Origin of the sequence: Mesorhizobium sp. M6A.T.Ce.TU.016.01.1.1, assembly GCF_003997065.1 — a bacterium.
Taxonomy (GTDB): Bacteria; Pseudomonadota; Alphaproteobacteria; order Rhizobiales; family Rhizobiaceae; genus Mesorhizobium; species Mesorhizobium mediterraneum.
The window spans coordinates 475,315-494,592 of the sequence record NZ_RZTJ01000003.1 but is presented as its reverse complement, the minus strand read 5'-3'; the positions used below and the strand labels follow the sequence as shown (position 1 = coordinate 494,592).

Below are 19,278 nucleotides of genomic sequence, written 5' to 3'. Positions count from 1 at the left end.
GCGCCGCGCGTCCTTCTTAAACGCGCGGCGCTGTTCGGGTCATGCGCTAGGCGCCGTAGCCGATGATGCCCTTGATCTCGAGGAAATCATGGATCGCCCAGTCGGCATATTCGCGGCCGTTGCCGGATTGCTTGTAGCCGCCGAAGGGCGCGAACGTATCCCACTCCGGATAGTTGATCGAGACCTGTCCGGCGCGCAGGCGGCCGGCGACTTTTCGCGCGTGATCGATATCCCCGGATTGCACATAGGCGGCGAGGCCATAAACAGTGTCGTTGGCGATCTTCACCGCGTCGTCGTCGTCATCATAGGAGATGACCGAAAGCACCGGCCCAAAAATCTCCTCCTTCTCGATGGTCATGCCCGGCGTGACGTGACCGAAGACGGTCGGCCTGACATAGTAGCCGCGGTTGAGGTGCTCCGGCCGGCCGGGACCGCCGGTGACCAGCGTAGCACCCTCGGCGATGCCGGCCTCGATCAGCCGCTGGATCTTGTCGAACTGGATGTTACTGACCACCGGACCGAGCTTGGTCTCTTCCGAGCGCGGATCACCGACCTTGTGCGCTTCGGCCGCTTTCTTGGCGATCGTCAGCGCCTCGTCGTGGCGGGCCGCCGGCACCAGCATGCGCGTCGGCGCGTCGCACGACTGGCCGCTATTGCCGAAACAGGCGTTGACGCCCTGGCGCACGGCCGCCTCGAAGTCGGCGTCGGGAAGCACGATGTTGGCCGATTTGCCGCCGAGCTCCTGCGCCACGCGCTTGACGGTCTCGGCCGCCGTCTTGGCGACGATGATGCCGGCCCGGGTCGAGCCAGTGAAGGAAACCATGTCGACATCGGGATGGCCGGCCATGACCTGCCCGACGTCGGGACCGGTGCCGTTGACCATGTTGTAGACCCCCTTCGGCGTGCCTGCCGCCTCCATCACTTCCGAAAAGATGACGCCGCTGATCGGCGCGATCTCGGAAGGCTTCAGCACGACCGTGCAGCCGGCGGCGATCGCCGGCGCCACCTTGCAGACGATCTGGTTGAGCGGCCAGTTCCATGGCGTGATCAGCGCGCAGACGCCGATCGGCTCCTTGACCACCATGGTGCCGCCGCGCTTCTCGCTGAATTCGTAATCCTCCAGCGCTTTGATGGTGGATTCCATATGCGCCCTGCCTGCCCAGGCCTGCGCCTCGCGCGCCCAGGTGATCGGCGCGCCCATCTCCTGGGAGACAGCTTGCGCGATATCCTCGTAGCGCTCGTTGTAGACCTCGAGGATGCGCTTCAGCAGCTTCAGACGCTCGGCCTTGCTGGTTTGGGAAAAGGCCGGAAAGGCCGCCTTGGCCGCTGCCACGGCGCGATCCACATCGGCCTTCGAGCCGACGGAGATTTTCGTGTAGGCCTCTTCAGTAGACGGGTCGATCACATCCAGCGTTGCCGGCACCACGGGCGCGACCCATTTTCCGTCGATAAAGAAGTTCAGATGATTGCTCATCGGGTAATGCTCCGGTTTTCTGGAAAAGATAGGGAACAGATTAGCTGGGTAGCATAGGGCAGTTAGCGCCACGGCGCAGGCTGATATGCGCCACGTCGCCGACGCTGAATTGAAAACCTTCCGCCCGGCGTGGCGCGTCGATAACCACCGGTATCCCCTGCCCCAATTCGGCGTGCAGGCGCAAGGTGCGGCCGTGAAAGACGATGCTGCTCACCCGCGCCGGCGCGGTGCCGGTCGCCGCTTCGGTTGCTGCCAAAAGATCCTCCGGACGCACGCCGATGGTTCGCACCGCGCCTTCACCCGGTGCTTCGCCGGTTTCCGACGTGGCTTCCAGCGGCAAGGCGCCGGCGTTGAAATGCAACCGATCGCCGTCATGGCCGACAAAGCGCGACTGCAGCAGGTTCATCGTGCCGATGAAACTGGCGACGAATTTGGTGGCGGGCCGGTCGTAGAGCGCTGCCGGCGGTGCGATCTGCTCGATACGGCCCTTGTTCATGACGACGATGCGGTCGGAGATCGACAGCGCCTCGGTCTGGTCGTGGGTGACCATGACGAAAGTGGTGCCAAGCCGCGACTGCAGCCGCTTCAGCTCGACCTGCATCTGTTCGCGCAGATGCGCGTCGAGCGCCGATAGCGGCTCGTCGAGCAACAGCACACGCGGTTCGCAGACGATGGCACGGGCAAGCGCGACGCGCTGGCGCTGGCCGCCCGACAATTCGGACACGCGGGCGCCGAGCTTTTCGGCAAGGCCAACCATGTCGAGCGCTTCGCCGACGCGCTTTGCCTGTTCTGCCCCGGAAAGCTTGCGCAGCGACAGGCCGAAGCCGACATTTTCGGCGACGTCCATGTGCGGAAACAGCGCATAGTCCTGGAACACGGTGTTGACCGGCCGGTCAAACGGCCTGAGTGCCGTGATGTCACGGCCTTCGAGCAGCACCCGCCCGCTCGACGGGCTTTCGAAACCAGCGATCACCCGCAGGCTGGTGGTCTTGCCGCAGCCGGAGGGTCCGAGCAACGTCAGGAACTCGCCGCGGGCAATGTCGAGATCGATGGTGTCGAGACCGACGATGCCGCCGGGGAACATCTTCGACACCGCATCCAGCCGGACGAGAGGATCAGGCGCCATCGCGAACCTCGGACGGCTTGGTCGTGTTGACCCAGAGAATCTGGCAGCGCTCGACGCCCGGATTGCGGAAGGCATGCAGCAAGGTGCTCTTGAAGGCGAAGCTGTCGCCGACCTTCAGCCCATAGGTGGTGGAATCGACCACCAGCTCGACCTCGCCCGCCATGACGAACCCGAATTCGTGGCCGGCGTGCGCATAGGCCTCGGCGGTGCCGCCGCCGGCTTCCACCGTCACCAGCATGCCGGTGAGCGTGGCGGCCGGCGGCGACAGCAGCGCCTTGGCAATGCCTTCCGATTTCACCGGGATTTGCCGACGGCTGTTGGCGCGCACGCAATAGAGGTCGTTGCCGGCATCGTTGCCGTCGGCGATCAGCGCCGACGGCTCGATGTCGAGCGCGGCGGCAAGCGGCCAGATCACCTTGACGCGAAGCGAGGACAGGCCGCGCTCGATCTGGCTGAGCGCACCGATCGAAACGCCGGCCTTGGCGGCAAGCTCGGCCAGCGAAAGGTTGCGTCCCAGCCTGAGCGCCCGCACGCGCCGGCCGACCCGCACATCGGCGTCGTCCTTCGGCTTTTCAGCCGTTTCGTTTCGTATGTCCATCTGTTCGTCCTCGTTTACGGCACGGCGGCTTTCCCTTCTCCCCCTGTGGGAGAAGGTGGCCGAGCGAAGCTCGGTCGGATGAGGGGTGTTCCAGCTTGGCACCAACGGCGCTCCGGCCAGCACCCCCCAACCGTCTTGGCGCTGCGCGCCAATCCACCTTCTCCCACAAGGGGAGAAGGGAAGGCCAGACTCAGCCGCCTGCCTTGACCTTCTCAAACATCTTGGCGAGTTCGTCATTCTGTTTCATCGGCCCGGTGAAGACGGTGGTCTTCAGCATCACTTCCGGATCGGACGGCAGCTGCAGTTTCTCCAGTTCTTCCTTCGGCACCGCAGCGAAGGCCGAGCTGGTCGAACTGCCGTAGCCATAAGCCTGGATCAAGTATTTTCCCGAATCCGTCTCCAGCCGGCTGTTGATGAAGTCATAGGCGAGATCGACGTTCTTGGCATCCTTGAGCATGACGAAGCCGCACGACCAGGTCAGCATTCCTTCCTTCGGCTTCATGAACTCGACCGGAACGCCCTGCTTCTTGAGCGAGGTGGCTGACGCATTCCAGGTCATGGCGGCGACCAGCTGGCCGCTGGCCAGTGCCTGTTCGACCGAGGTCATGTCGGTGGTGTAGTTTGAGAGCAGCGGGCGCTGCTCGCGCAGCTTTTCCGCCACCTTGTCCATCTGTTCCGGCGTCATGTTGAATGGATTGACGCCGGCGAGAAGGGCCGCCACCACGGGCGTGTCGTGGACGGCGTCGATCGTCGCCATGCGCCCGGCATATTGCTTGTCCCACAGCAAGTTCCAGCTCGGTTCCGGGTTCTTCACGAGATCGGTGCGGTAGAGGATCGAGGTGTTGCCCCAGTCCCACGGCACCATCCAGACCTTGCCGTCGCCGGCCTGCAGGTCGGGCAGGTTCCTGAAGACCGGAAAAATCGAATCCCAGTTCTTGATGCGCTTGGTGTCGATCGGCTGCAGCAGGCCTTCCTTGTTCCAGCGCGCCACCTTGTCGTAGCAGGGATGCGCGACATCAGGGCGGAAACCGGCCTTGACCTTGGTGAAGGCATCATCGTCGTCGCCGAACATCGAGGCTTCTACGCCATCGGGGTGTGCGACGAGGAAGCTCTTGTTGAAGTCGGGCAGTTCGTAGCCCGACCAGGTGAAATATTGCAGCTTGTCGGCCGCAAACGCGACGGTCGACGAAAGCGCCAGCGCGAAGGCGGCCAATCCGGCTTGGACTGTCTTACGATTTATCGATTTCAGGTCGAATGCCATTGCAGTTCTCCTCTTTCGGTTTCTTCTGGTTTGGACAGGTCGGCGGGCACCGGCCGCTGAGCGGCGGCGAGCCCACGATGGCGCAGGATTTCGGCCATTGCCGCGATGACGAAGGACAGGGCCAGGATTGCCGTGCCCAGCGCCATGACGGTCGGCAGCGACTTCGGGAATCGCAGCTGGCTCCAGATATAAAGCGGCAGCGTCGGCTCGGTGCCGGCCAGGAAGAAGGCGACGATGAACTCGTCGAAGGAGGTCAGGAAGGCCAACATGAACGCCGACACAATGGCGGGCAGGCTGAGCGGCAGCATGACCCGCCTGAATGTCGTCCAGTCGGAAGCGCCGAGATCGAGCGCGGCCTCGCGGATCGTCTTTGGGATAGCGGCGAAGCGGCTTTTCATGATCACCACCGTCGTCGGCAGCGCCACCAAAATGTGGCCGAGGACGATGGCGATGCGCGACGGACCGAAGCCGATGAGATTGACCAGGATCAGCAGCGAGATACCGACGATGACGCCGGGGATCAGGATCGGCAGCCGCGCGATGGCGCTGATCGTGAGGGCAAGCGGCGAGCGGCCGTAGAGGTCCATATAGGACACGGTGATGCCGCAAAGCGTCGCGCCGGTGGCGGCAATCGCGCCGATGACGAGGCTGTTGGCAAGAGCGCCGGACAGCGCCGAATTGCCGAACAGCGTCGCGTACCATTCAAACGTGAAGCCTTGCAGCGGAAACGCCGCCTGGATCGAAGCATTGAAGGAGAAAAGCGGGATCAGCGATACCGGCAAATAGAGGAATACCAGATAGACAAGCACGTAGGCGCCGAGCCAACTCCCACCTTTCTTTGCGTCTATGCGCGCCGCGCTCATGTCCGGCTGCCAAACCTGCGGTCGGCGAAACGCACGACCAGCACCACGGCGAGGATGACCAGCATGACGGCGACGGCGAGCGCTGCGCCGAATGGCCAGTCATTGGCCTTGCCGAACTGGGCCTGGATCAGCGTGCCGATCATGGTGCTGGCAGGGCCGCCGACCAGCGCCGGGGTCACATAGTCGCCAACCGTCGGCACGAAGACGACGAGGGCCGCCGCCAGCACCCCCGGCATCGAGTTCGGCAGCACGACGCGGCGGAAGCTGGTGAACGGTCTGGCGCCGAGATCGGAAGCGGCTTCGAGCAGCGATTTGGGGATGGTGTCCAGCGCCACATAGATGGGCAGGATGGCGAATGGCGCGTAGGCGTGAGCCAGCGTGACGACGACGGCCGCCGGCGTGTTGAGAAACGCCAATGTCGGCTCGAACCAGATTCCGCTTTCGATCAGCGCCGAGTTCAGCACGCCATTGTAGGCGAGCACGATCTTCCAGGCGAAGACGCGCAGGAGATAGCTGGTCCAGAACGGCAACGTCACCAGAAACAACAGCAGGCCGCGCCGCCGGCCGGCGTGGAAGGCAAGATAATAAGCGACCGGATAGGCGGTGACGACCGTTGCCAGCGTCACCAGACCGGCGATGGTCAGCGAGCGCAGCGTCACCGTCCAGTACAGCGGGTCGGACACCACCGTGATGAAATTCGCAAGGGTGAAACCGGCGCCCAACAGCGAACCATCATTGCCGCGAAAGGCGAGGAAGAGCACGAGGCCGAGGGCAAACAGGATCAGGAAGAAGGTGACCAGTCCGCCCGGCAGCAGCATGGCCAAGCGGAAACCCGAAGAAAACCGGGATTCCGGCGGCGGCTGTATCGCAACGATGGTCGACATCGTCTTACCCTATCGGGATTTTGAAATCGCCTAAGATTTTTTCATAATCATGAAACTGTCAAGCTGATTCCTGCGCCGGCATGAAATCAGCGCTCGAATGCATCCAGCATACGATACCAGGCGATCGTCGCGGCAACGCCGATCTGCCGAAAGGCCTGCAACGGGATCGGCCGGATCGGAGAGACCGGAAACGGCAATTGCCTGGCATCGCCGCTCGCCAGATAGCCAGCAATGCGCTCGCCAAGCGCGGTCATCAGGCCGACGCCACGGCCCTGGCAACCGACCACGGCCATCAGGCCCTGCTCGGGCTCGTGGATATGCGGGAGATGATCCGGCGTCATCGCCACCCGACCAAACCAGCGCTTTTCGACGGCAACGCCGGACAGCGCCGGATAGAGCCGGAGCAGCGCGCGCTCGAGATGCGCCCAGTCACCTTCGCTGGTCGGCAGCGCCATCCCGCCGCGCCCGCCAAGCACCAGCCGGCCGTCGGCGCTCTTGCGGTAATAAATGAGGATGCGGCGCGAATCCGACACCGCTTGCCCCTCCGGCAGAATCCCGGCTGCCACATCGGGCGGCAGCGGCGCTGTCGCGATCTGGAAGGAGTGCAACGGAACGATCGTCTCGGCGAGACCGGGGAGCAAATCCCCGGTATAGGCGTTCGTCGCCAGAATGACCGCTTTCGCCTGCAATTCGGCGCCGCCTTCCGTCGAAATGCGCCAAAGGCCGGCGTTCTTGCCGAGGCCCACCACCTTCTGGTGCTCGGCGATCTTCACGCCTGCGGCCGAGGCGATCCGTGCCAGCTCCGACGTGTAGGCAAGCGGATCGATCACGCCGGCGCGGCGGTCGAGCCAGCCGCCGAGATAGCCCCGCGCGCCAGTCAACGCGGCGATCTCGGTCCGGCTCAGAAGCCGGACATCGGCGCCGCGGGCCTGCCATTGCCGGTCCCTGTTCGCCGCCGCCTTCAGCGCCGTCTCGGTGTGCGCTGCCTGGATCCAGCCGTTGCGAACGAACGGCACCGCCAGTTTCTCGTCGCGGATCGATTCGAAGACCGCATCCGCCGTCGAGGCGGCAAAATTGACGAGGATCTCGCCGCGGTCGGGGCCAAAATGCTCCAGCAGCCATTCCGGATCATATTTAAGGCCGGGGATCACCTGGCCGCCATTCAGGCCCGATGCGCCCTGGCCGATCTCACCGGCTTCCAGCACCTGCACGGCAAGCCCGAACCGGGCTGCATGCAAGGCGGTCGACAGACCGAGGATCCCGCCACCGACGATAACGACATCGACACGTTGCCCGCCGGGAAAAAGCGACTGGAATGCAGGGGCCGCCGGCGGCTTCTGCCAGATCGGATCGTAAAACGGTACGGGCAAAGGTCACCTGAAATGGATTTCGTCAAATGAAAATCCTAGTGACGATTTCATGATTTTGAAAGCTCGTTTCCGCTTCGCAATTAGGACACGCCAAGGTCAATTACCGTCCAGCCGCGCGGAGATTGCCCGGACAGATTGACAAAACTTGCCTTGAGGACGGGATAGACCTTTGGCGGGAATTTGTTGAAAGTGCCGCCGCGGGCCAGGCTTTTGATGAACCATTGGTCCGGCAGTGACGACCGTCACAGCAGAACAAGACAGCAGAGGACCGCAGCCATGACGAACACCACTCTCCTGCCCGACGAGGGCCTCTTCATCGGCCGCGCCCGGACAAGCGATAGGTCCCATCCGCTGGTGGTCACGGTGCGCGACGGCACTGTCTTCGACATCACGTCGAGCATGGCACCAACCGTGCGCGACGTCTGCGAGATGCCGGATCCGGCAGGCTACGTCCACGCTGCCGGGGGCGAACCAATCGGGTCGCTTGACGCAATCGCCGCCAACAGTTTCCAGGCCACGCGCGATCCGCAAAAACCATACCTGCTTTCCCCGGTCGACCTGCACGCCGTCAAGGCGTCTGGTGTCACCTTCGTCGTCAGCCTGCTCGAACGGGTCATCGAGGAGCAGGCGCGCGGCTCGGCCGAGAAGGCGGATGCCATTCGCGCCGACATTGCCGGGCTGATCGGCCATGATTTGTCGAAGCTCAAGCCCGGCTCGGTGGAAGCGATGGAGATCAAGGCCAAGCTCATCCAGCGCGGCGCCTGGTCGCAATATCTGGAAGTGGGTATCGGCCCCGATGCCGAGATCTTCACCAAATGCCAGCCGATGGCGTCGGTCGGCTTCGGCGCCGATGTCGGCCTGCATCCGGTGTCTACCTGGAACAATCCGGAGCCGGAGATCGCCATGATCGCCGCCAGCAGCGGCCGGATCGTCGGCGCGACGCTCGGCAACGACGTCAATCTGCGCGACGTCGAGGGGCGCTCGGCGCTGTTGCTCGGCAAGGCCAAGGACAACAACGCCTCGGCCGCGCTTGGCCCGTTCATCCGGCTGTTCGACGATAGCTTTTCCATCGATGACGTGAAGCAAGCCACCGTGCGTCTGAAGGTCGAGGGCGAGGACGGTTTCTCGCTGGAGGGCGCAAGCTCGATGGCCGAGATCAGCCGCTCACCGGAGGAGCTGGTCGCCGCAGCGATGGGGCCGCATCACCAGTATCCCGACGGGCTGGCGCTCTATCTCGGCACCATGTTCGTGCCGTCGAAGGATCGCGGTGAAAAGGGCAAGGGTTTTACGCACAAGGTCGGCGACATCGTCACCATCTCGTCGGAGAAATTCGGCGCGTTGGTCAACCGGGTGCGGCTGTCGCCCGACTGTCCGCACTGGACCTACGGCGCCAGCCATCTGATGCGGGACCTCGCCAAGGCCGATCTTATATAGGTTCCCGTCCGCCTGCGCCTTGTCTTCGGCGACGAGGATCCGCCTGCCTGGAAAATATCAGCCAAACTGATGCAATCTGATGGGACGAGTGATGGCGCATTGTCGCGCGCCAACTACCACTGGCAAATGGAGGCTTGCCATCGACCGAAAAAGCGGATGCTCTGATGCATCCAGATCGGCGCTGGCAAGAATACGATCAGGGTTTGCCGTGATCGTCGTCGGAGGGAGGCAGTTTTCAAAATGGGAGGAAATCAAATGCTGACAAGGCTACGACTATTTGTATTCGGCTTGATCATGGCGCTGGCCATTCCGGCGGCGGCGCAGGCCAAGACCTTCTACTGGATTTCGCATGGCGGCCCGGCCGACCCGGTCTGGACCTATTTCCTCGCCGGCGCCAAGCAATGGGCTGCGGACACCGGCAACACCGTCAACACCTCGTTCCACAATGGCGACGTGGCATCCCAGCAGGAGGCCGTTCGCGCGGCCATCGCCGCCAAGGCCGACGGCATCACCACCACCAGCCCCGACCCGGGCAGCCTTATCGAGCTCGCCAAGGAAGCACGGGCGGCAAACATCCCGATCATCAACTTCAACACACCCGATCCGAAGGCGGACTTCAACGCCTATGTCGGCGGCGACAACGTCACCTTCGGCAAGAACTGGGCGCAGTATCTGGTCGACAAGGGCCTGGTGAAAAAGGGCGATTTCGTGTGGATGCCGGTCGAAATCCCGGGCGCCACCTATGGCGTCCAGGAAGAAGAGGGCATCAAGAGCGTCTTCGAGCCGCTCGGCATCACCTATGAAATCACCGAGGCGACGCTCGACCAGGCCGAAGCCATCAACCGCATGGTCGACTATCTCACCGCCAACAGGGCCAAGGTCAAGGCGATCATCGGCCTCGGCGATCTGGTGACCGGCTCGATCAAGCGCGTGTTCGACCAGGCCGGCATCAAGCCGGGCGAAATCCCGGTGGTCGGCTGGGGCAACTCGCTCGATACCACCCAGGAGGTGCTGACCGGCTACGTCAATGCCGGGCAGTGGCAGGATCCGCAGGCGACCAGCTATGTGGCGCTTTCGCTCGCCAACATGGCCGCGAGCGGCATTCCCCCCGGCTTCGACGTGATCACCGGCGCGCTCTACGAAAAGGACACCGCGCAGGTCTACGACGACATCCTGTCCGGCAAGTAAAACCGCGATCGGGATGATCGCGGCGCCTGCCGCGGTCATCCCCATCATTTCGCCGTGCCTCGAATCCGCCTTGTGCGGTGCCGGGTTTGGTCAGTTCCAACCATGTCGCGGGTCCAACGTGGAAAATAGTTCCATCATCCAACGCTCGATCGCCAGGCCGGAATTCGGGCCCTTCGTGCTGCTTGTGGTCGAGCTCGCCGTGTTCTGGGGGTTCAACCACGACTTCCTGTCGCCACAGAACATCAGCAACATATTGGCCTTCACGGTCGAGCTCGGCCTGATCGCGCTGGCGATGACGCTGTTGATGACATCGGGCGAATTCGACCTCTCGGTCGGATCGCTGTTCGGCTTCTCCCCTGTCTTGATGTGGACACTCTTCAACAGCGGCCTCACCTCGCTGGAAGCCGGCTTCGTCGTGGCCTTGCTGGTTGCCGCCTTCATCGGCCTGGTCAATGGCTGGTTCGTGACGCAGCTCAAGATCCCGTCCTTCCTGGTGACGCTCGGCATGCTGCTGGTGGTGCGCGGCACCGCCCTGTTCGTCACCAACGGATTTCCGCAGCGCACCTGGAGCGCCGAAGGCAGCTGGCTCGCCGAGGCGCTGGTCGGCGATTTCTTCATAGGACCGTTCCGCATCTACATGTCGCTGTTCTGGTTCATCGCAGCCGCGATCGCGCTCGGCTACGTGCTGACGCAGAGCCGGACCGGCAACTGGATCCAGGCGGCCGGCGGCAACCCCAACGCGGCGAAGGCTCGTGGTGTCAACGTCAGCGGCGTCAAGATCGGCCTGTTCATCCTGTCATCGATCATGGCTTCGCTTGCCGGCGTCATCAGCTCATTGCGCACCTCCGCCGCCAATCCCAACAGCGGCACCGGCTACGAGCTCGAAGTCATCGCCATGGTGGTGATCGGCGGCACGGCGCTGACCGGCGGACGCGGCACCATCATCGGCACCGTGCTCGGCATCCTGATCCTGCGCGTCATGCGCAACGGCATCGTGCTGATCGGCGTGCCGGGCCTTGCCTACAACATCTTCATCGGCGCGATCATCCTCGGCATGATGGCGCTCCATTCATGGCTGGAACGCCGGCATCAGGCAGGGAGTTGAACCATGGCTGAACCGCTTGTCCGCATGGAAAACATCCGCAAGTCCTACGGGCGCGTGCAGGCGCTCGTCGACGCCAATTTCCATGTCAATGAAAGGGAGATCGTCGGTCTGCTCGGCGACAATGGTGCCGGCAAATCGACGCTGATCAAAGTGCTGTCGGGTGCGGTTCCGCTGACCAGCGGCGACATCTTCATCCGCGGCAAGAAGGTGGACTTCCGCAGCACCAGCGATGCCATCGCCCACGGCATCGAGACGATCTACCAGGACTCGGCGCTGGTCACGCAATTGTCGATCGCGCGCAATCTGTTTCTCGGGCGCGAGCCGATCAAGCCGCCGCGTTTCCTCAACCGCATGGACCAGGAGGCGATGAACGTGGTCGCCCGCGATCTGCTCAAGCAGGTCGGCATCTCGAAGAACATCCCGCCGACGACGCCGATCGGCTCGCTCTCCGGCGGTGAGCGGCAGGCCGTGGCGATCGCGCGCGCCATGCATTTCGACAGCGACCTCATCATCCTCGACGAGCCGACCAACAATCTGGGCGTCGCCGAGACGCAAGGCGTGCTGAGCTTCGTGCGCAGCGCCCGCGATTCAGGCCATTCCTGCATCTTCATCGCCCATAACATCCACCACGTCTTCCAGGTGGTCGACCGCATCGTCGTCATGCGGCGCGGCAAGGTGGTCGCCGACGATATCGATCCGAAGAACACCAACGTCGCGGAAGTCGAACGGATCATCACCGGCATGTCCGATGAGCAGATCCACGACGCCATCGTCCAGGGGAAGCAATCGCAGGGCTGAGCGGGCCAGTTGGAAGCCGGGTTCGCCGTATCTCTGGCACGGGATCACATCAGCTCCTATGACTGCGACCATGAAAGCCACCGTTGCGGACATCGCCAGAAGCTGCGGGTTGTCGACCGCCACGGTCGACCGGGTGCTGAACAACCGGCCGGGTGCCAGCGCGGCCAACCGGCAGCGGGTGATGGAGGCGGCCAAGCAGCTCGGCTATTTGCCGGTCGTGGATCAGGTCACACTGCCCTCGCGGCCGGCGCATCTGGAATTCTTCCTGCCGATCGGCTCCAACGCCTTCATGATGGATCTGGCAAATCATATCGAGGATTATGCGGCGCGCCTGCCGCTCGTCGCCTCCTGCCGGATCCACAAGCTCGCCGGCATCTCGCCGAGCGCGTTGCAGGCAGCCGTCGAAAACCTCTCGCTTAGGGCAAACGGCGTTGGCGTCATCGCGATCGATCATCCGAGAACGCGCAACATCCTGCGCGAGATCGTCGAGGCCGGCATCCGCCTGGTCACGCTGGTGTCGGACGTGCCGGGCGCACCGCGATCGGCCTATGTCGGCATCGACAACCGTGTGGCCGGCCGCACCGCGGCGCTGTTGATGGGACGTTTCCTGGGCGGGCGCCGGGGCCATCTGGCAATGGTCGTCGGCTCACGCTCCTACCGCGGGCACGAGGAACGCGAAATGGGCTTTCGGTCCGTGCTCAGCGAGGAGTTCCCCAATCTGACCGTCACCAGTGCCGTCGAGATCAACGATGAGCCTGATATCAGCTACAGGGCGACGATGAAGGCGCTGCACAACGAGCCGGAGCTGCTCGGCATCTATTGCGTCGGCGCTGGACGCTCTGGCGTGGCGAAAGCGCTGCTGGAAGCCAAGCCGCAAAGGAAGCCGGTGTTCATCTGTCACGACCTGACAAGGGCGACACGCGGCTATCTCGTCGATGATCTGCTTGATGTCGTCATCGACCAAAACGCGCGGCTGATCGCCGAGCAATCGGTCATTCGCTTGCTCGGCTCGATCGCTTCCTCGGCGCCCTATTTGACGCGGAAGTTCATCGAACCGCGCCTGATCTTCAAGGAAAACGTCCCGGTGCAGTGACGCCGCGCAAGGGCGACGTTCAATCTGCCCATAGTTAAGATTCGGTTGATACAGCAAATCTGCACATCTGCTATGCATCTTTCGTTGTTGCCGAATCATTGGGCAATCGGTAGTTTCGCAGTTGTCGGCCATCTACTCCTCCCAGATGCGATGCCGACGCTGAGTGCGGTACACCTCCTCCCGTGCCGTATTCGAAATCAAGCCCGCTGCCACCTCCTCCCGGCAGCGGGCTTTTTTGTTCCGGCTCCGGGTGTGGGCAAAGGCGGAGGTCATGACCATCACCGGACACGATTATCGGTCCGCGCGTCGAATGACCATTAGGGGCGATCGCCACCGGCTTGTTCGGCGAGCGGTAGGGCATGTTGCAGCCGCGATCAGCGGATTCGCCGGAATCCCGTCACACTTGTCACTCTCACCAATTCGCTATCGGTCCTATCCTGCCTCACCAAGCAACAGGTCGCGCGGTGGTGCGGCGACAGACCGGCAAAGGAGACGCGCGATGACGGTACATCCGAACGGACAAAAAGCATTCGGCGGCGCGGCTCGCAATGAACACGCCACCGGTCGTTCCGCCGCTTGCGAGACTATCTGGCCCTGAAAGAGGTGATCAGGCCTTCCGCCATGCGGACGAATTGCGCGCTAGGGCCCTCGGCTCCGACGCTTTGCAGGCTGACGCGGGCGCCTTCAAGCAGCAGCGACAATGTATCGGCGAGAAGTTCCGCCTGTCCGATGCCGGCATCCCGGCACAGGCCGACCAGGCGTTCGCGCTGGGCCTGCTTGAGCTCCTTGATCACCCGACGGGCCGGATGGTCGGTCTCGCTCAACTCAATGGCGGCGTTCGCCATGTCGCAACCGCGACCGTCACTCAACAGGCAATCAGCCGCCATCCGAACCCAGGCGTGCAACTGCGCAAGCTTGTCGCCCGGATGCTCGGCCTCGAACTTTTGCCACATCGCATTGGCGCTGCATGCGGTCGCCCGCAGGCACTCGATGACCAGGTCGTCCTTGGACTCGAAATGACGGTAGAGCGTCATCTTATTGGTACCGGCGGCCTCAGTGATCGCGTCGACGCCGACGCCCTTGATGCCATGCTTGTGGAACATATCCCGTGCCGTTTCCAGGATGCGATCCCGCGGGCGGATGCGTTCCGCAGTGCCGTCTTCCATCAAAACCTCCTTGGTTTCCGGGGTTTCCGAAAAATCCCTCGGCGCACCTCTTGACTAGGGTGTTACCGGTCTGTAACTTCTAGATGTTACTTACTGGTAACACCCCAATTGCCTCGTGTCAAATCTCGCAGGCGCCTGTGAATAGCCTCCGCCGAATCGGCCCAGGCATGAAACTGCGCCCTAGGCGATTTTTGGCCGCGAACAAGAAGACCACCCGATCTGCGGCATGCGCCGCGGATCGCAAGCCAGGAGCCGCTACGATGTCGCAGCGCAAAGATTTGACGATCGACGAAGTTGTTAAGGATCCAATGATCCGGATGCTGATGAAGGCCGACCGCGTCGACCTGCGCTCTTTCGAGACGATGCTGCGTACTCTTGCGGATGCGCAAGGGTACGGCCGCAAGGCGCCGCATCGTTTTCTGGAAGATTCGGGTCAAAGGCGCAGCCGGCGGCTGTCCAGAGTGGCCAAGGCTTTTGGCGAGGCGAGAGCATCGGGCGAGGCGTGCGTGTCATGGTAAACTTCTTCATCCACCGACCGATCTTCGCATCGTCGATCGCCATCATCATGGTGCTCGCCGGGGCGATCTGCTATTTCCTGCTGCCTGTCTCGCAGTTTCCAGACATCACGCCACCTCAGGTCGTGGTCAGCGCCAACTATCCGGGCGCCAGTGCGCAGGTCGTGGCCGACACCGTCACGACGCCGCTCGAACAGCAGATCAACGGCGTTCAGGGGATGACCTATATGTCGTCATCGAGCTCCAATGACGGCTCGTCGACGATTACCATCACCTTCGAGGTCGGCTATTCCCTGAGCACCGCCGCCGTCGACGTCCAGAACCGCGTGTCGCAGGCGGCGTCCTCGCTACCGGCCATCGTCAACCAGGGCGGCGTGACGATCAAGAAGCAGAACCCGAATTTCGTCCTGATCGTCAACCTCACCTCGCCCGACGGCTCCGTCGATCCGGTCGCGCTCAGCAACCTCGCCTACCTGCAAGTGGTCGACCCGCTGAAGCGCCTGCCAGGCGTCGGCGACGTGCAGATCTTCGGCGAGCGGCGGTATTCGATGCGCGTATGGCTCGATCCAGACAAGCTCGCCAATCTCGGCATCACCGCCGTCGATGTCCAGAACGCCATCGCCGAGCAGAATGTCCAGGTCGCGGCCGGCAAGATCGGGCAGTCGCCGGCGCCGGCCGGCACCGCTTTCGAAATGCAGGTCAACGCGGTCGGCCGACTGAGCGACCCCAAGGAATTCGGCGACATCGTCGTGCGCGCCGATGCCGCGAACGGTTCGTTGGTGCGGTTGCGTGACGTTGCGCGCATCGAACTTGGCGCCCTGCAATATTCGTCGTCGGCCTTCTTCGCCGAAGACCCGACCGTGGTGCTCGCCGTCTACCAGATGCCGGGCTCGAACGCGCTCGATCTGCAGCAGCGCGTCAAGGACAAGATGCAGGAACTGTCGGGCCGCTTCCCGAAGGGCGTGAGCTACGCCATGCACTACGACACGACGCGCTTCGTCTCGGCGTCGATGCACGACGTGCTGGTCACGCTCGGCGAGGCGCTGGTCCTGGTTGTCGCGGTGGTGTTCATCTTCCTGCAGAGCTGGCGCACCACGATCATCCCGACGATCGCGATTCCGGTGTCGCTGGTCGCCACGCTCGTCGTCATGTACATGTTCGGCTTCTCGCTGAACATGCTCAGCCTGCTCGGCATGGTGCTGGCGATAGGCCTCGTCGTCGACGATGCGATCGTCGTCGTCGAGAACGTCGAGCGCCAGCTGGAGGCCGGCCTCAAACCGCTGGCTGCCACGCGCGCGGCGATGGCCGAGGTCACCGGCCCGATCATCGCCACGACCGCCGTGCTGATGGCCGTGTTCGTGCCGGTCGCCTTCATACCCGGCGTTTCCGGCCGGCTCTACAACCAGTTTGCGCTGACGGTGGCGATCTCCTTCGGCATCTCCGCCTTCGTCTCGCTGACGCTCACTCCGGCGCTCAGCGCCGCCTTCCTGCGCCACCGCCCGGCAACGCAGTTCGTGCTGTTCCGCTGGTTCAACACGGGCTTCGAACGGCTGTCGCATGCCTATGCCCATGGTGTGCGCTTCCTCATCCGCCTGCGCTGGATCATGCTCGGGCTGTTCGCGGCCGGGCTTGTCGCCACCTATTTCGTCTGGCAGCGCCTGCCCTCGACCTTCCTTCCGGTCGAGGACCAGGGCTACTTCTTCGTGGTCATCCAGTTGCCGGATGGGGCGTCACTGGAACGCACCGACGCCGTGGCCCGGAAGGCACGCGCCATCCTGCAGAACACCCCCGGCGTCGATATCGTCGGCTCGATCAGCGGTTTGAACTTCCTAACCAACGCAGCCCAGTCGAACTCAGCGGTGGAATTCGCCATCCTGAAGCCATGGGACGAACGCGGCCCTGACCAGAGCGCCTCGAAGCTCGTCGCCGACGTGCGCTCGAAGCTCATGGAGCTTCCGGAAGCCTTCGCGCTGAGCTTCGATCCGCCTTCGATCCCGGGCATCGGCACGACCGGCGGCTTCGAATTCCAGGTGCAGGATCTGACCGGTCGCGGCAGCGCTGCGCTCAACGATGCGACGCAAGCCGTGCTCGCCGAGGCGCGCAAGCAGCCCGAGCTCAACCCGCAGCAATTGTTCTCGTCGTTCTCGACCTCGACGCCACAGTTCAACTACGACCTCGACCGTAACAAGGCGAAGCTGCTCGGCCTCAGCCTGCCTGACGTGTTCAACACGCTGCAGATCTATCTCGGCTCGCTCTATGTGAACGACTTCAACCTGTTCGGCCGCACCTTCCGGGTGACGATCCAGGCCGACAAGGATGCGCGTGCGGGTGCTGCCGACATTTCACGGCTCTATGTGCGCAATGCCTCTGGCGGCATGGTGCCGTTGAGCACACTCGGCAAGCTCGTGCCTATCGTCGGCCCGGAAACCGTCCCGCATTACAACAACAATGCGTCGGCCCTGATCAATGGCGGTGCTGCACCCGGTTACTCCTCGGGCCAGGCGGTCGCGGCGATGGAACGTGCCGCTGCCACGGCGCTGCCGAAGGATTTCGGCTACGAATGGACGGGCATCACCTATCAGGAGCTCAAGGCTGGATCGATCGCCTCGATCGTCTTCGGTCTCGCCATGGTCTTCGTCTTCCTGATCCTCGCCGCCCAATATGAGAGCTGGGCCATGCCCTTCATGGTTCTGCTCGCGGTGCCGCTTGCCCTGTTTGGTGCCTTCGTCGCCTTGTTGATGCGCGGCATGCAGATCGACGTCTATTCGCAGATCGGCTTCGTCATGCTGATCGGGCTGGCGGCAAAGAACGCCATTTTGATCGTGGAGTTTGCCCGGCGCCGGCGCGAGGAAGGTCTCAGCATCGTCGACGCGGCAATGGAAGCGGCGCGTTTGCGGCTGCGGCCCATCCTGATGACCGCCTTCGCGTTCATCCTCGGTGTGCTGCCGCTGATGTTCTCCACAGGTGCCGGTGCAGCGAGCCGCCAGTCGATCGGCACCACCGTCTTTGGCGGCATGGTCGCGGCGACAATCCTGTCGCTGGTGTTCGTGCCGGTCTTCTATGCGGTGATCGAGCAACTGCGCGAGCGCGGCAGCAAGAACGAACCCGTTGCCGAACCGACTGAACCCACTGCCGAACCCGCTTTCGCGCGATTGGCCGAAGCGGCCGAATAGGATTGGAGAATTGATCATGCGTAAATGGAAAATTGCGTTGGGAGCGGCCGTCGCCCTGGGGGCGATCTCGATGGCGAGCGTTCACTTGCTCGACATGGGCAATTTCGGCCTCAACGCCGGCACGGCAGGAGCGGCAACGCCCGAACCCGCGGCGCCCGAGCCCGCAGCGTTTGTCATGCCGGTGCCGGTGGTGAGCGTCGTCAAGAAGACGATCCCGATCTATCTCGACTATGCGGCCCGCACCGAGCCGATCCGCAGCATCACGCTGCAAGCGCGCGTACCGGGTTATCTGCAGGAGCAGGTCGCGCCCGACGGCAGCGATGTCAAGAAGGGCGACCTTCTCTACAAGATCGCTCCAGAGGATTTCCACGCTGCCCTCGACCAGGCGAAGGCGCAGGTCCAGCGCGACGAAGCAACGCTTGACTATGCCCGTTCCAACCTTGGCCGCGGCACCGAGCTCGCCAAGAGCGGATACATCGCCAAGGATGCGTTCGACCAGCGCACCAGCAGCTTGCGCGAGGCCCAGGCCTCGCTCGCCGTGAACCAAGCGGCTGTGCGGACCGCCGAGCTCAATCTGAGTTATTCGGAAATCAAGGCGCCGTTCGCCGGGCGCGTCGGCCGCAACCAGGCTTCGGTTGGAACGCTGGTCAGCGTCGCCGGCACGGTGCTCAACACGCTGGTGCAGCTCGACCCGATCTATGTCACCTTCAATCCGAGCGAAACGGATCTGGCGCAGATCGAGGAAGCCCGCGCGGCGGGGCCGATCGACGTCGACGTCCTGCTTCCCGGCGATACAGAACCGCGCCAGAGAGGTCAGCTCACCTTCATCGACAACACGATCGATCGCTCGACCGGCACCATCACCGCACGGGCGACGATCGGCAACGCCAAATTCACGCTGCTGCCGGGCCAATATGTTCGCGTGAAGCTGCATATCAAGCAGCAGCCCGATGCGCTGATGGTGCCGCAGACGGCGTTGGGATCGAGCCAGCTCGGCAAATACCTCTACGTCGTCGGCAAGGACAACACTGTCGACCAGCGCATCGTTTCGCTCGGGCCGACCAACGGCGATCTGGTGGCCATCTCGAGCGGCGTATCGGAAGGTGACCAGGTGATCACAGGCAATCTGCAGAAGATCGGCCCCGGAATGCCGGTCTCGCCGCTGCCACAGAAACCGGCCACCTGATACCCCCCGTCAGGTCCGGTCCAGCGGCGCCCTCGGCTCCCACG

The 19,278-nt window shown here is 63.2% G+C and carries 16 protein-coding genes; 8 read left to right on the top strand and 8 right to left on the bottom strand.

Annotation, left to right across the window (positions count from 1 at the left end; genetic code table 11):
* Nucleotides 1–46: 46 nt before the first annotated feature.
* From EOC94_RS08475 to EOC94_RS08445, 7 genes are all read right to left on the bottom strand, one after another.
* Nucleotides 47–1,474, bottom strand: coding sequence for an aldehyde dehydrogenase family protein (locus EOC94_RS08475; protein ID WP_126103318.1), 1,428 nt, complete (start codon nt 1,472–1,474; stop codon nt 47–49).
* A 40-nt stretch (nt 1,475–1,514) separates the two neighbouring features.
* Nucleotides 1,515–2,600 carry an ABC transporter ATP-binding protein gene (locus EOC94_RS08470; RefSeq protein ID WP_126103319.1) on the bottom strand — a complete coding sequence of 362 codons (1,086 nt, stop codon included), beginning with the start codon at nt 2,598–2,600 and terminating at the stop codon, nt 1,515–1,517.
* Nucleotides 2,590–3,198 (bottom strand): cupin domain-containing protein, encoded by a 609-nt coding sequence (locus tag EOC94_RS08465; RefSeq protein WP_126103320.1) that lies wholly within the window; start codon nt 3,196–3,198, stop codon nt 2,590–2,592. Before EOC94_RS08465 ends, EOC94_RS08470 begins: the two co-directional genes overlap by 11 nt.
* A gap of 190 nt (nt 3,199–3,388) precedes the next feature.
* Nucleotides 3,389–4,459, bottom strand: a complete 1,071-nt coding sequence (locus tag EOC94_RS08460) for an ABC transporter substrate-binding protein (protein ID WP_127289731.1) — start codon at nt 4,457–4,459, stop codon at nt 3,389–3,391.
* On the bottom strand, nt 4,444–5,322 hold the full coding sequence (locus EOC94_RS08455) for an ABC transporter permease (protein WP_127289729.1): 879 nt from the start codon (nt 5,320–5,322) through the stop codon (nt 4,444–4,446). The genes EOC94_RS08460 and EOC94_RS08455 overlap by 16 nt, the downstream gene beginning before the upstream one ends.
* Entirely contained in the window at nt 5,319–6,206 is an 888-nt protein-coding gene (locus EOC94_RS08450; RefSeq protein ID WP_127289727.1) for an ABC transporter permease, read from the bottom strand. Before EOC94_RS08450 ends, EOC94_RS08455 begins: the two co-directional genes overlap by 4 nt.
* 86 nt (nt 6,207–6,292) lie before the next feature.
* Nucleotides 6,293–7,576: an FAD-dependent oxidoreductase gene (locus EOC94_RS08445; RefSeq protein WP_127289725.1), complete on the bottom strand. Its 1,284-nt coding sequence runs from the start codon at nt 7,574–7,576 to the stop codon at nt 6,293–6,295.
* A gap of 276 nt (nt 7,577–7,852) precedes the next feature.
* Here EOC94_RS08445 and EOC94_RS08440 point away from each other — a divergent pair, with 276 nt between their 5' ends.
* From EOC94_RS08440 to EOC94_RS08420, 5 genes are all read left to right on the top strand, one after another.
* Nucleotides 7,853–9,010: a fumarylacetoacetate hydrolase family protein gene (locus EOC94_RS08440; RefSeq protein ID WP_127289723.1), complete on the top strand. Its 1,158-nt coding sequence runs from the start codon at nt 7,853–7,855 to the stop codon at nt 9,008–9,010.
* Between the two features lie 255 nt (nt 9,011–9,265).
* A complete protein-coding gene (locus tag EOC94_RS08435; protein WP_127289721.1) occupies nt 9,266–10,198 on the top strand; it encodes a substrate-binding domain-containing protein in 933 nt (310 codons plus the stop codon).
* A 118-nt stretch (nt 10,199–10,316) separates the two neighbouring features.
* Entirely contained in the window at nt 10,317–11,303 is a 987-nt protein-coding gene (locus tag EOC94_RS08430; protein ID WP_127289719.1) for an ABC transporter permease, read from the top strand.
* Between the two features lie 3 nt (nt 11,304–11,306).
* Entirely contained in the window at nt 11,307–12,101 is a 795-nt protein-coding gene (locus tag EOC94_RS08425; RefSeq protein WP_095483917.1) for an ATP-binding cassette domain-containing protein, read from the top strand.
* 70 nt (nt 12,102–12,171) lie between these two features.
* The gene (locus EOC94_RS08420) at nt 12,172–13,194 is read left to right on the top strand and encodes a LacI family DNA-binding transcriptional regulator (RefSeq protein ID WP_095484020.1); all 1,023 of its coding nucleotides are present in this window, start codon (nt 12,172–12,174) and stop codon (nt 13,192–13,194) included.
* 584 nt (nt 13,195–13,778) lie between these two features.
* Here the strand turns inward: EOC94_RS08420 and EOC94_RS08410 are convergent.
* Entirely contained in the window at nt 13,779–14,360 is a 582-nt protein-coding gene (locus tag EOC94_RS08410) for a TetR/AcrR family transcriptional regulator (protein ID WP_126103328.1), read from the bottom strand.
* Between the two features lie 167 nt (nt 14,361–14,527).
* On the opposite strand from EOC94_RS08410, the gene EOC94_RS08405 reads away from it, so the two are divergent.
* Genes EOC94_RS08405 through EOC94_RS08395 form a run of 3 tightly spaced genes read left to right on the top strand, consistent with a single transcriptional unit; the run spans nt 14,528 to nt 19,234 of the window.
* A complete protein-coding gene (locus EOC94_RS08405) occupies nt 14,528–14,878 on the top strand; it encodes a hypothetical protein (protein ID WP_245465522.1) in 351 nt (116 codons plus the stop codon).
* Nucleotides 14,872–18,048: a multidrug efflux RND transporter permease subunit gene (locus tag EOC94_RS08400; protein ID WP_127289715.1), complete on the top strand. Its 3,177-nt coding sequence runs from the start codon at nt 14,872–14,874 to the stop codon at nt 18,046–18,048. The genes EOC94_RS08405 and EOC94_RS08400 overlap by 7 nt, the downstream gene beginning before the upstream one ends.
* A 16-nt stretch (nt 18,049–18,064) precedes the next feature.
* Complete coding sequence (locus tag EOC94_RS08395) at nt 18,065–19,234, top strand: efflux RND transporter periplasmic adaptor subunit (protein WP_126103331.1); 1,170 nt, start codon at nt 18,065–18,067, stop codon at nt 19,232–19,234.
* The last annotated feature ends 44 nt before the right edge of the window (nt 19,235–19,278 follow it).